Here is a 13,485-nt window from a genome sequence, read left to right on the forward strand (position 1 = left end):
TTAATGGAAAAGGCACTTTTTTTTATGATTGCATTGAGACTCATTTCTGGAAGTATTGAAATAACCGCTGCCATGTTGATGTTAAAATATAATGATTTAGAAAAAGCTTTTTATATCAATACTATGCTCGCGTTAGTGGGACCTGTCATTTTAATCGTTACAACAGGAATAGGATTATCAGGGCTCTCAGAAAAGATATCATTAAAGAAAGGCATCCTTCTTTTTAGCGGGATTGTTATGATCATCATGAGTATGAAGTCTAAATAGGAAAAGGCTGAAGAATGGTTATTCTGATGACTTTTCTTTTTTATTTGCAGATTTAAAGGATTCATTCATTCGAAAGCGAACTATACATATACAACGAATAATGGAGGATTTATATGAACTCATCTACTTTTCAATATGTTATGTACATATCGTCAACCGCAGAAAAAGTGTGGGATGCATTAACAAACACTCAACACACGGAACAATATTTTTTTGGAACAGCTATTAAGTCCGATTGGAAAGTGGGCTCTCGTGTCGAATATTTCAGAGGCGAATTAACGGACTCAGGAGAAATATTGAGCTATGAGCACAATAAAGAAATGACGTATACATGGGAAAGTGTTGGTGACGAAACTGTGCGCGAGGTACCAACGATTGTCTCGTTTTCATTACAAGAAATGGATAACCATATAGTAAAGTTGACATTAATGCACAAGAATTTGTTAGATGCGGATTACGTAGAAGAAAGTGATACTTTTAGAGGAGTTAATAATGGCTGGCCATTTATTTTAAGTAATTTAAAGACTTACCTAGAAAGCGGAAAAACGATGGAAGTATTTATTTAGAATCATACGAGAGGAGCCGAAATGGATGAATGCGACAATAGAAATTGAGCAACTTGAAAAAGAAATTGCTGAAAAAAAACAACGCATTAAAGAGTTACGAAAATCTGAGCCACATAAGCTCGTCCAAAATTACGAGTTTGAAGGGAAAGAAGGAACATCCATTTCACTTCTTGATTTATTTGGTGAAAAAGATGAACTCATTGTCATTCAAAACATGGGCAAATCGTGTTCCTATTGCACCATGTGGGCAGACGGATTTAATGGCGTCTATCATTACCTAGCTCACAAAGCGCCTTTCGTTCTTGCGTCTCCAGATTCGTCTGAGGTTCAAGCAACACTAGCGGAAGAAAGAGACTGGAAATTTAAAATGATCTCCACGCAAAATAATACCTTTAAACAAGATCTAGGCTTTTTCATAGACGGACAAGTGTATCCTGGCGTTTCTGTATTTAGAAAAACCCCTACTGATGAAATCTACTTAGTTGCTAACGATTTCTTTGGACCTGGAGATAACTATAGTTCTCCTTGGCACTTATTTGAGTTGTTGCCATCTGGCTCAGCAGGTTTTAATCCGAATGCCGTTAGACATTTAAATAACTAAAATTAAACCCTCACTCATCTGAAAACCTTAGACGAGTGGGGGTTTTGGGATATGAACATATTTACTACAACTCGTGCGTACCTTACATAATAGAAATTTCAGGCGTTAAAATCCTGCAAAAATAGGGGCTTGATGAGAAATGGAACTAGAGGAGAGTAAAATTAAGAAGTACAGCAAACGTTTAGTCTTGTTGAATAGCATCGTAATCATCATTTTAATCCATTCCTCACTATTAGTTGCCTATATATTGGATTTAATTACTATTTTTGTTCTTTTAGCCATCATATTTGTGATGATGGTCATTAGTTTAATTCTGTTCATCATCTTTGTTAGAAATAAAGTAAAGAGGCTTCACATAATCTTTGTATTTACCTTTTTGACTATGATGTTCGGTTATGAATTGATGCTTGTTGGTTATGAATCTCATACCTATGCAGTGACTGGATACAATGACCCTGAAGAACTTTTGAAAGGCTCCGGCATAAATATCCTTGCCGTGAAAGTCTATGACATTCAAGACTCTCACAATAAGAAAGATATTATTTTTTCTTTAGAAAGTGAGAACAATCGAATTTTCAATTTCAATGAAGTTACTAATCGAATCAAATACATTAGCAGAACAAATGACTTACTAAAGTTATTCGGTTTAGTTCAAGATGATTTCCTTGTAATGGAAGAAAACGTGAAAAGGTATGTTCAAGGAGAAATTTCATTTATTAACGAATTTTTGAGTAGAGAGAATTCGGATGGATCTAGCGCAGGGTTAGCCTTAGGTCTTTCTGCATTAATTTATCAAAACGAATTAGAAAACAAACTCACATTTGGCGTTACGGGCACCTTAGAGCGAAATGGAGATGTTAAGGAAGTTGGATTGGTTGAGGAAAAAATGGTGATAGCCGAGCATAACCACTTCCCATTTATCATTCTACCGGCTGCAAATTTGGAAGAAGCTGAAAAAGTAAAAGCAGAAAACAAATTAACCATCCAGATTTTACCCGTCAATAGTATTGATGAGGCTGTAAGAGTAATCAAAGAATTGAATAGCAAGTAAGATGGCCAAAATCTGTATAGTTAGTTTTGTTGACCTCAGCAAAGATCAGAACCTTTAACGATAATTTTCACCCAAAAATTATCGTTAAGACGCAAATTTTAATAAACCATTTATTTTTAAAAAAACTTTATTTATTAGTTGCATTTTGCAATCATTTAGCATATAACTATATCAAGAGGTAAAAAAACATCGGCATTGACATCAAGTCCAGTTTCCTAAGTAATCAAAGAAAATATTTTCTTATCGACTCCACCAAGTTTTTTTAACTCTCATGACTCAATTCTTATTGACACGGAACAAGCATATTTTATACTTGCAAATTACAAATTTTAAAAATGAGAGGAATGATTTTTATGTTTAGTTTTTACGAAATGCAACACGTGATGGAAGCAAGAAAAATGGAGTTAAATCAGCAAATGGAGAAAGCGTCATATGCACGCCAAGCAGGTATAAACAAAGATCAAGTAAGTCTATTAGAACTTATGAAAAAAGTGTTTAACGTTCGTACTAAGTCTCACCAAGCTGAATGTTGCGCTTAATCGAAAAAAGATCCTTAAATTAATACCAAAATCGGCATCCAATTAGCAGTACAGTTGGATGCCGATTTTTCATTATCTTGGACTAATCAGCAATTTAAATTCATATTGACAAAATTTTGATGATGCCTAAATAGTTCGTGTAAGCTAAGATTGGGAATGTATGGATGTTTTAACGTTTTAAACAAAATATTTTAACTTTTTGATAGGTTTTCTATTTTATATACGTATTAATAGGCAAGGTACCCAAAAATGATCAGGGAGAGGTTGAAGTGAAGATAACAAATGAAAACGTTGTACAACAATTAATCATTAAAAATGAAAAGACTATTTCCTATCTTATAAATAATTATGAAGGTCTGCTAAATAGTATTATTCGAAGATATTTGAATGGCAATCAACAAGATATTGAAGAATGCTTCGCAGATGTCTTAACTTCGATTTGGTTTCATATTGATTCATTTGATCCCACAAAAAACGAGTTCAAGCAATGGATTGCTGCAATCGCCAAATATCGAGCGATTGACTATATCCGCAAAACTGAAAAAACAAAGCGATTTGGAAGTAAGTTTGGGTTAGATGAACATGTATATACTCAATCAATGGTCGAGCCTAGTGGAGTTGATTTATCTTCCATATTGAATACATTGAGCGCTACTGAACGAGCGATATTTGAAAAGTATTACTTAGAAGGTGTTCCAACAAACGAAATTGCCAAGGAATATAAAGTAAAGCAGTCTTGGGTTCACAATAAGCTTTCTAGAGGCAGAAAAAAGTTGAAAACTATTTTAGTGAAGGGTGAGGTGTGAAAGATGTCCATTTTTAAAGAGTTAAATGATGTAAAACTAAACGTAAGTGAGTTTGAAGAAATGCCACTCTCAGCAATGGAACGAAATCGCATTCAAAAAAAAGTGTTTAAAAAAATAGCATCAACGAAGTCGATGAAGCAAAAGAAACATTCTTTTTTAATAGCTGTAGCGTCCTTGATTGTCATTTCTAGTTTTACATTAAGTGCTACATTCCCTGCCTTAGCAACAAAGGTACCACTTATTAATAACATATTTGCATTATTCGGGAATGATGAAAATTATGTATTTGAGGAATATGATAATCATTCGACTGATATAGGGGTAACACGAGAAAGTAATGGGGTTAGTATTACGGCAACTAATGCAGTATATGATGGAGAAAACATTACAATTGCCTATACGATTACGAGTGAAAAAGATTTAGGAGAGAGACCTGTTTTAAAAGGAAAACTATTGGTGGAAGAATTCGGAGGTCGTTATAAGGATAATGGATATTTTGAAAATTATATAGTAGAAAAAATCAATGACCATGAATACGCTGTTATCTATATCTATCAATTACTAAAAGGGTCTAAACCAGACGCCCTTCACCTTACATGGAAGGGAGATTCTGTACTTAATTTAAATAACACTCATCAAGAAACGTTAGGAAGTTGGTCTTTCCAATTTTCATTAGACATGTTAAATACTAAAACAAAAAAATATGTTCCTAGTGAGGTCTTCTCTGAGGATAAAGGGATTGAAGTAGGCGTAACAAAAATAACACAAACTCCAGTTTCCTCTACCATATATCTGTCGGAACTAGTAGACGAGCGAATAGTTTCACAAGAAGAGCAAGAATTGAGAGCTGTTTCAATCGAATACTTAATATCCGATAATTTAGGAAAAGAATACAAGTATGTTCATTACCGGGACACTGGTCATAGTACAGATTTTAATGTGAATCATAGAAGTTATCCAAGAATTACGACGAATGTAGTGGATGATGCTGTGACAACTCTCACTATAACGCCAATCGTGCATGTGTATAGAGTGGCTAATCCTAATTCAAAAGGCGAGGGTCCTCTAGTGCCCGTTATGGAACCATACGCTATTGAATCCATTCAAGTACCAATAAATAAGGATTAGGTTAAAGACACTATTCTTTAAGGTCCACCTAGCTTTTTTGCTAAGTGGACCTTTTTTCTGTTTGAGCTTTAAATTCACACCTATTTCAAATAAAACAATCCACCATTTACAATCTCCACTTTAATCTTCGCTTTGTATTGTTCGTTCATTGCTTTTTTCTCCATTTCATAACAGTCCGGTTTGTCTTCTACACCTTCATAGAAATACTCCAAAACCTTTCGATCCTTTTGCCATCTCTTATTCGCTTCTTCCGCCCATGAATGATCATCGTTTTGAATATATTTATCAATGGCTGCGTCTAATCGTTCAAGTCCACGCACGGGTTTAATAAAATAATCCAATGTAAAAGCGCCATCAGACATGATCGTATCCAACTGCAACTTAATGAGTGATTCTTGAAACTGATCCACTATTCGACCTGTCATTAAGTTAATGCCAAGTGAAAAGAGCATTTCTCTCGTCTGATCGCTGTAATAAGAGACGAGATAATTCACGCCCAACCACGGATTTAAAATGGTTTTTGTCACAGGTGTGTGTGTTACTCTCTCATACATCTGAACAAATGCACCTAGCTCATTTGTTACTTGGAAAATTTGATTGAGTCGCGGGGAACCAAAGTGAATGACTTCCCCTTTTACATCTTCCGATAATTTATTTTGATCGGTTATAAACGTTAGTTGAGCAGGATTTGGTTCTGCCCCTGTACTTTCTTGATATCTCCAATAAAACGGGCGATTCATAATTCGTTTATCCATATCAACGGTTAACTGTACCGTCATGTAATGTGGGTGATTATTTAGAATTGGACAATTATTTTCTTTAAAAAAGTCGTGTAAATAGCTATGAATTTGTTGGGGGTACATGTAACTCCTCCTTCAGATGCCCCTTAAAGTCCTTAAATCGATTGTTTGAATGACGATAGGATATCGTCTAGATTACCGACTGCTTTTTCAAAGACATCGATTTTAGTGTGAAGCAATTTTAAGATATCGTCTTCAATGGTGTTTTCAATGGCTAAATTGTAAATATGCACATCATGTTCTTGTCCTAATCGGTGCACACGTCCAATTCGTTGTTCGAGCTTCATCGGGTTCCATGGTAAATCGTAGTTGATGACATGGTGGCAAAATTGAAGGTTAATTCCTTCCCCACCTGATTCAGTCGCAATCAGCACTTGCGCATGATTTTTAAATAAGTGCTTCATCCAATCTCGTTTGCTTTTCTTGAACTGACCATTGAATAGAACACTGGTAATCCCTTTTTGATGTAAAAACCACTGTAAGTAAACTTGACTCGCTCGATATTCGGTGAAGAGAATGACTTTATCATTTGCCTGCTTGATTATTTCATACGCTTTTTCTGCTTTTGCATTGATCTCTAACACCATAAGTCTTTGAATAATTTCTTCTACATGGGCAATCTCTTTCGGTTCGGTACATTTTTGTCGCATTTTATTTAACGTTAAATAGGTCGCTTCTTTGCTGCTACACATTTCCTTTTGCAATGTAATCATCGAAAAGGCACCCGAAAAAACTGGAGAGATATGTTTTAGCTCTAAAATTAAGTCGTACACTTCTTGTTCCGCTTGGGTAAACTGAACTGGAATGGTTTGCACCTTACGAGTAGTCCAATCGATCCCAGTGTCTTGCCTTCTATTACGTACCATGACTTGATTCACTAATTCTTTCAAATACTCATCGTGTTCCCAGTTATGCTTGCTTGCAGAAAATGACGATTGAAATGTCTCGTAATTTCCTAGATGCCCCGGTTTTAGTAATGAAATAAGATGAAATAATTCAAACACATTGTTTTGAATCGGTGTGGCTGTTAATAATAAACAAAACTTCTTCTTTAAACCTTGAACAAACTCGTAGTTTTTCGTTTTATGGTTTTTGAGTTTATGTGCTTCATCGATAATGATCATGTCGTAATCTTGTGCATAAATATGTTCTTTGTGTGGGCTTTTCTTCGCCGTATCCATACTCATCACGACGACATTGTAATGGTCTAATGACGTGTTTTTTCTATAAGGAATCGCCGGAATATAAAATTTCTGATTCAACTCTTCTGCCCATTGATTGATTAGTGATGCCGGGGCTAATATGAGCGCTTTTTTCACAAGACCACGAATGAGATATTCTTTTAATATCAAACCCGCTTCAATTGTTTTACCAAGACCTACTTCATCTGCTAAAATCGCTTTTCCATTCATTCGCTCTATAACCGTTTCCGCCACATCCAACTGATGTTTAAGTGGTGTTAGATTCGGCAAGTACTTGGGTGATTGCAACCCGCTAAAATCAGAAATTAAATTGGTTTTCACCACTTCATAATTCATCTGATAAAGCGTCCAGTTATCCCATGTTTCACGATTTTCTAAACGTTCGATTAAGCCTTCTTTCCATTCGGATGACCTATCTATGATCATAAACTTCACCTCAAACATCGTTTTCTTTTTTATAATTTGTCCCAAAAAGAAGTTCCTATGTTTTTTTCGTGAAATAAATATAATAAAGCCTAGTTGTTGATCACGTTCTTGGAAAAAATCTCGTTTTAATACATGGATTCAAAGAATAAAGCAAAAAGTAAAGGACGATCAATTCACTTTCAAATTGATCCTCCTTTTTGTTGAATATTAAGTTTTCACGTTTTTTATTCCTCGACAGGAATTTGTTTATACACTTGGTCTTTCTCTTCTTCCGTAACTTGTCTGATTGGTTTTTTAATAAATAATGTTAACGCTAAAGCGACTGCGGCAATGAATGTAGAGATGAAGAAGGTATAGTTGATTCCTTCCATTAGGGAAACATTCATGATTTCCGCTGGGTTGGTACCATTCTTCGCTAAATCGCCGGCTGCAGAAGTTGCTCGTGTGTTCATAACTGTTATTAGTAACGCCGAACCAATCGCTCCAGACACTTGCTGAAGTGTATTGTTCATCGCTGTGCCATGTGGGTAAGCTTTCATTGGCAAAGTGTTCAAACCGTTCGTCATAACTGGCATCATCACCATGGATATGCCTAACATGCGAATGGTATAAAGGAACATGATATGAAGGTAAGTTGTTTCTACACTTAACTCACTAAAGTAATAAGTTGAAAGAGTAACAATTGCCATCCCCGTAATAGCTAGAACTTTTGCTCCGTATTTATCAAATAGTTTACCTGTGACTGGTGACATAAAGCCCATCACCAAAGCTCCAGGCAACATGAGTAAACCGGAATCAAATGGTGAGATTCCTTTAATCGTCTGAACATAAATCGGCATTAAAATCATCGCCGAAAACATGGAAATGGATAAGACAATTGAAATAGCCGATGATAAAGCAAACATTGGGTATTTGTAAATTCTAAATTCCAGTAGTGGCTCTTTTAATTTCAGTTGACGAAGAATGAATACCACGAGAGATACGACACCAATCGTGATTGTCCCTAAAACATAGGGGTCACTCCATCCATTTTGTCCAGCCGCACTAAACCCATATAAGATCCCACCAAATCCTAGACTCGAAAGGACGAGTGAAGGTTTATCGAGCGAAATTTCTCTGTTTTGGAAGGTTAAGTTCTTTAGCTTAAATATCCCTAATAATAATGGAATCAAAGCAATCGGTAAGACCACGAAAAACAGCACTCTCCATGAGTAATGTTCAACAATATAACCTGAAAGTGTTGGTCCGATGGCTGGAGCTACAATCATCACTAATCCAAATATCCCCATTGCCGCCCCACGCTTTTCGACGGGAAATGCAACTAGCATGACGTTCATTAATAACGGCATCATTAAAGCCGCACCCGCTGCCTGCACCATTCTAGCCCCAAGTAACACACCAAAAGTCGGTGCAAAACCAGCGATAATCGTTCCGAGAACAAATAATGACATCGCTAATATGAAAATAGATCGATTTGAAAAACGTTGAATGAAATAGGCACTCGCTGGAATTAAAATCCCATTCACTAGCATATAACCTGTCACAAGCCATTGAACGATTGATGCATCTTTTATATTTAAATCCGTCATGATCGAAGGCAATGCGATATTTAAAAGCGTTTGGTTAAAAATCGCCACAAATGCCCCGGTAAACAAAATGGCGATAATGCCATAAGGTGGTTTTTTCTGCTCTGTCATTTTTATTCCTCCGTACTACATCTATTGTCGATCACTTTTTATAGACCCCGTTTTTAATCAAATGAAGGTCGAGTGTATAATTTTTAATGGATTCCTCCATCGATAACTCGAGTGCAAAAACTTGAATTAGGTTTTGGAAAGTCACAGCTCTAATAATCTTAACTACATGAAACAATTCCGCTTCATGTTGAATGTTCAAAAGATCCATGTTCACTAACTTGGCTACTTCTGCAAATCGGCTGTTCCTTTTTTCTTCGGATATACTTTTTGATATTGTATTTTCTATTCGATAATTCATATTTAAAAAAGCATTTTTGAAAAAATAGCGAAACTCTTTGTTTTGGATGCTCTCAAGCATCATCCTGTAAGATTCGATAAAAGTTGGAATAAGATCACCGTCTTCTTTCACTAAAATTGATCGAAATCTTTGATTGAGCGTACTTGAATATCTTTCAAGCAAGAAGTAAAAAATGTCTTCCTTGTCTTCAAAATATTGATAAAAGCTACCCCTTGGAATGGCAGCATCTTTAATAATATTTGCAATAGAAGCTTCTGCTAAAGGAGCGCGAGAAAATTCTTTCATCGCAGCTGAAATTAATGATTCTCTTTTTTCTTTTGGTAAATTAAAAAAGGTTTGCTTTGGCAACCTATAACACTCCCATCTACACATAAGTGACACCTTGTCATATCGAACTAAGTTTACATTATATATGACACCTTGTCACAATGCAATTGAAATATGACAAGGTGTCATGTAGAGATTCAAAATAAGGCAGCCCGCCAAGTCTTAAATACAAGACTTGTGAGGGCTGCCATTATAGGTTCCATTTATAAGCTATTGAAAAATACGCGAATGACATCAGCACCACCAATAACCGTTCCTAGGGTACTGCCTAAATTGGTAAGAACAATGACCAGCAAAACACGCGTTACTTTATTATCCCAAAATCCTTTAATGGAAAATACATCTTCGGATAGTCTTTCAAAATCTCCAACATTCGGTTTACGAATAGAGGCTTGAACAAGTCCCGAAACCCATCCCGCTGCGATTAAGGGGTTTAGTGAAGTAAATGGAGCAGCAATGAATGCTGACAAAATGGCCAGCGGATGACCTAAAGCAACCGCAGCTCCAATGGCAGCAAGTGCACCATTCCAAATAATCCAACTGATCGCTTGATCGTATCCTGCTGCAGGGTTGGTTATAAATGTATAGGCAATGATGGCCAGAATTAATATAGGTATGGCCCAGCCTATTAGCTTTGGTACGATGGATTTAGGAGCTATAGTTGTTAAAGCATCTAAATCATGATCTTTATGAATTTCTTTTGTAATCCCTGGTACGTGTGCTGCGCCAAGTACTGCGACTACTTTTTCACCAGGTGCATTTTTAATTTTTTGAGCTAAGTATTGATCTCGCTCATCAATTAGAGGCTTTTTTAGCTTCGGAAAATGTTCCGTGAATTCAGCAAGAACCGCGTTTAACGTATCTTGAGATTTCATTTTTTCAAGTTCATCTTCTGAAATTGTCTCTTTACTGAAAATGCTAAAGAAAATACCATTTAGAAGTTGTGCTTTCCCTGTTAGGCCAAGATTTGACCAGATCCGAGAAAAGGTAATTTGAATATTGCGATCGGCCAAGACCAGCTCTGCACCCGTTTCTTTTGCCGATTCAATACCTTGAATCATTTCTGCGCCAGGCTTGATATCAAATTGTTTTGCTAAACGGTTTTGAAAAGAAGAGATGGCTAGATTCATTAATAGTAATGTCGCTTTCTTCTCTTTAATTAATTTAAAAATGTCCGTTTCTTTCCACTTGTTGTTTTCCATAACGGATTGATATCGCTGTTCATCCAATTCGATACATACAGAATCGGGTCTTTCTCTTTCAATAACCTCTTTTACTTGTTCAGCACTTTGTCTCGAAATATGTGCGGTACCGATTAGGATTAATTCTTTTCCGTCTATATGAATCCGTGTGATATTTTCTTCTAACATAAGTGACTTCCTTCATAGAATGTATTTCTTCTACGCAATCCGATCATCCTTGATTACGAAAAGACTGTCTATTGTTAATAATGCAGTAGACTGTGAGAAATTTCAAACATCTTTTGATTATTAGCTAGGTTTAATATGATTGAAGATACTCCAGAAAATTGCTGCACTTTACAAGGATGCTTCGAACTAACTCGGACTTAACGTCCGAGTTAATATCAGTACTTCGCTTTTTCCGCTCGAGTCTTCACGATTTTGCTCCATCTATATATAAAAAAATAAACGTAAATACAACTTAAATATCACTGTAGAACGACATCTTATAACAAGATTGATGTATATAATGTGCTGTTAGAAAGTAAGTAATTTAACCATTTGATCTTTTCCCACCGCACTAATTAGAAGCGGTAATCTTGGTCCACTATTTTCATTTAAAACTAGTTGATACGTATTTTGGAACAACTCTTTTTGACATTCACGCATTCTTTTTTTGTCTTCTTGGCGACAAATTGCATATGCTGCACTCATAAACGTGTCTCCTTTTAAGTCTAAATCATCGGAAATGACTTTCGCGAGTTGACTCACTCTTTCTTTTTGTTCTTTTGTAAGGCTTTCATAGTAAGTGTAATTGTTTTCTTGATTTACTCTTATTGAACGGTGTGGGTTCCAATGATTAATCCAATAAGCAACTCGATCACTAATTATTTTAATTTCCTCAGTTGAATATTCTTGATCAGTTTCTTTTAAGCTTGTTAACAATACTTCTTCATTAAAATCTAAGAGAGGAAATATCCCTGCTACTTGATTGAAATTAGGTCTTTTCGAACATTGTTCCGCTCCGATTAATTCAAGGGATTGTATCGTAACTTCGTCTTTTTCATCTCCCCCTCTTGCACGAGCTAAATGTCTCTCATACTCTGAATAGTTCCGCAACACTTCCTCGTCAAACCCAATGTTAAAAGCGGAACTAGGTCTATATTTCGCAAACAAGTAAAGGATCAGTTCGGGTGTATAAATGTTCAATAAATCAGTTGGCGTGATGACGTTGCCAGAGGAACTGGACATTTTTTGACTCGTACCTTTTAATCCTATAAATTCATACGCCACATATTCTGGTGCCTCATAATTAAAAATCTCTTTAGCGATTACTTTTGAAACATTATAGCTCCCTGTTGCAGAAGAATGATCTCTTCCTCCGGGTTCAAACACAACTTCTTCAACCATCCAACGCATAGCCCAATCCACTTTCCAGTTGAGCTTTATTTTACGGCTACTTGATACATATTCAGATCCACTGTTTTCACAAGAACATGTATAGTTAATTTTTGAAGATTCTTCATCAAATGCACCTAGAGTCGTTGTATCTTTTCCGCACATGTCACAGTACAACGTAATTGGATAAAAAGCTTCTCGCTCTTCTTCAGACGGTTTACTGGATTTGAAGCGCATGAGAATATCATAGATTTCTTTTCTTTTTTTCATTGCTATTAAGATATAGGGTACATATCGACCAGACCGGTATTCAGTACTCTGATAGATATATTCTGGGAAGATACCAAATTGGTCCAAAGATGACTCAAATTCTTTTTCAAAATGATTCCCATAGGATCCTTTCCCAAAAGGACTTGGGACTTCTGAATAAGGTAAGCCGACATACGACTTGAAGTCGGGAGATACATTTAGCGGAACTTTTCTTAGACGATCAAAATCGTCCCATGAAAATATAAACCTTGTCTTTTTGCCCATACCCTCTAATGCTTTCACTACAAAATATGTAGTCACAACTTCACGGAAGTTGCCTATATGAACAGAACCAGATGGACTAATTCCCGAAGCACATGTAAAGACCTCTTTTGTTGGGTGTTTCTCAATTAATTTTTCAGCCATTTGGTATGCCCAATGCATATCAGTCACCTCTTTTATAGAATGTTTAATCACTTCATGCTAGAAAATAAAAAAAACTCTCACCTCTCAAGATTTTCATCTTGAGGGCGAGAGTTGAATTCGCGGTACCACCTCAGTTTTGCTTATTGATTACTCAACAAGCCTTATCAGGTACGACAAATAATGTGATACCCTATCCCAATAACGGAGGAAACCGTCGTAGCATCCCTAAGAAATTCTTAGTTCCGTACGAAGCTCAGAGGTTTTATTCAATAAAAGTCACTTCCCCCTTTTTCAGCATCCGGGGGTCTCTGTAAAGTTCTGTTTTATTTACTCGTCTCTTCATCGCTCGTTTAACTATTAATAATGATATTAGCAAAATGATTTCTGTATTACAAACAAATTTGTAAAAAGTTGTTATACATCCGTAACCTTTAGCTAATTTGATTTTCTTTGAAAATCATTCTTTGAAAATCGTTTCGTTGCATCAGACGAGACTTTCATTAACACGAACTTCTTTTGAAGT

13 protein-coding genes and 1 other annotated feature are annotated in these 13,485 nt (G+C 36.0%); of the genes, 7 read left to right on the forward strand and 6 right to left on the reverse strand.

Features of this window, described 5'->3' with window-relative positions:
- The first annotated feature begins 3 nt into the window (after positions 1-3).
- The 7 genes from AC3EA5_RS00095 to AC3EA5_RS00125 all read left to right on the forward strand — a co-directional run bounded on the left by AC3EA5_RS00095 (position 4) and on the right by AC3EA5_RS00125 (position 4,958).
- Complete coding sequence (locus AC3EA5_RS00095) at positions 4-267, forward strand: YqhV family protein (RefSeq protein ID WP_488606533.1); 264 nt, start codon at positions 4-6, stop codon at positions 265-267.
- A gap of 113 nt (positions 268-380) precedes the next feature.
- Positions 381-833, forward strand: a complete 453-nt coding sequence (locus tag AC3EA5_RS00100; RefSeq protein ID WP_488606534.1) for an SRPBCC domain-containing protein — start codon at positions 381-383, stop codon at positions 831-833.
- Positions 834-837: 4 nt separating this feature from the next.
- Positions 838-1,434: a DUF899 family protein gene (locus tag AC3EA5_RS00105; protein ID WP_488606688.1), complete on the forward strand. Its 597-nt coding sequence runs from the start codon at positions 838-840 to the stop codon at positions 1,432-1,434.
- A gap of 139 nt (positions 1,435-1,573) precedes the next feature.
- A complete protein-coding gene (locus AC3EA5_RS00110; RefSeq protein ID WP_488606535.1) occupies positions 1,574-2,485 on the forward strand; it encodes a S16 family serine protease in 912 nt (303 codons plus the stop codon).
- 353 nt (positions 2,486-2,838) lie between these two features.
- Positions 2,839-3,024 (forward strand): hypothetical protein, encoded by a 186-nt coding sequence (locus tag AC3EA5_RS00115; RefSeq protein ID WP_488606536.1) that lies wholly within the window; start codon positions 2,839-2,841, stop codon positions 3,022-3,024.
- A 269-nt stretch (positions 3,025-3,293) separates the two neighbouring features.
- Complete coding sequence (locus AC3EA5_RS00120; RefSeq protein WP_488606537.1) at positions 3,294-3,830, forward strand: sigma-70 family RNA polymerase sigma factor; 537 nt, start codon at positions 3,294-3,296, stop codon at positions 3,828-3,830.
- 3 nt (positions 3,831-3,833) lie between these two features.
- Positions 3,834-4,958 carry a DUF4179 domain-containing protein gene (locus AC3EA5_RS00125; RefSeq protein ID WP_488606538.1) on the forward strand — a complete coding sequence of 375 codons (1,125 nt, stop codon included), beginning with the start codon at positions 3,834-3,836 and terminating at the stop codon, positions 4,956-4,958.
- An 80-nt stretch (positions 4,959-5,038) separates the two neighbouring features.
- Here AC3EA5_RS00125 and AC3EA5_RS00130 read toward each other — a convergent pair whose 3' ends face one another.
- From AC3EA5_RS00130 to lysS, 6 genes are all read right to left on the reverse strand, one after another.
- Entirely contained in the window at positions 5,039-5,821 is a 783-nt protein-coding gene (locus AC3EA5_RS00130) for a YqhG family protein (protein WP_488606539.1), read from the reverse strand.
- A gap of 32 nt (positions 5,822-5,853) precedes the next feature.
- Positions 5,854-7,386, reverse strand: a complete 1,533-nt coding sequence (locus AC3EA5_RS00135) for a DEAD/DEAH box helicase (protein WP_488606540.1) — start codon at positions 7,384-7,386, stop codon at positions 5,854-5,856.
- Positions 7,387-7,610: 224 nt separating this feature from the next.
- Positions 7,611-9,083, reverse strand: a complete 1,473-nt coding sequence (locus AC3EA5_RS00140; protein WP_488606541.1) for an MDR family MFS transporter — start codon at positions 9,081-9,083, stop codon at positions 7,611-7,613.
- 31 nt (positions 9,084-9,114) lie between these two features.
- Positions 9,115-9,729 carry a TetR/AcrR family transcriptional regulator gene (locus tag AC3EA5_RS00145; RefSeq protein ID WP_488606542.1) on the reverse strand — a complete coding sequence of 205 codons (615 nt, stop codon included), beginning with the start codon at positions 9,727-9,729 and terminating at the stop codon, positions 9,115-9,117.
- A 182-nt stretch (positions 9,730-9,911) separates the two neighbouring features.
- Positions 9,912-11,078 carry a TraB/GumN family protein gene (locus AC3EA5_RS00150; protein ID WP_488606543.1) on the reverse strand — a complete coding sequence of 389 codons (1,167 nt, stop codon included), beginning with the start codon at positions 11,076-11,078 and terminating at the stop codon, positions 9,912-9,914.
- Positions 11,079-11,426: 348 nt separating this feature from the next.
- Positions 11,427-12,980, reverse strand: a complete 1,554-nt coding sequence (gene lysS / locus AC3EA5_RS00155; RefSeq protein WP_488606544.1) for a lysine--tRNA ligase — start codon at positions 12,978-12,980, stop codon at positions 11,427-11,429.
- Between the two features lie 79 nt (positions 12,981-13,059).
- Positions 13,060-13,314, reverse strand: a binding site (T-box leader).
- Between the last annotated feature and the right edge of the window lie 171 nt (positions 13,315-13,485).

Source organism: Paenisporosarcina sp., from assembly GCF_057785155.1.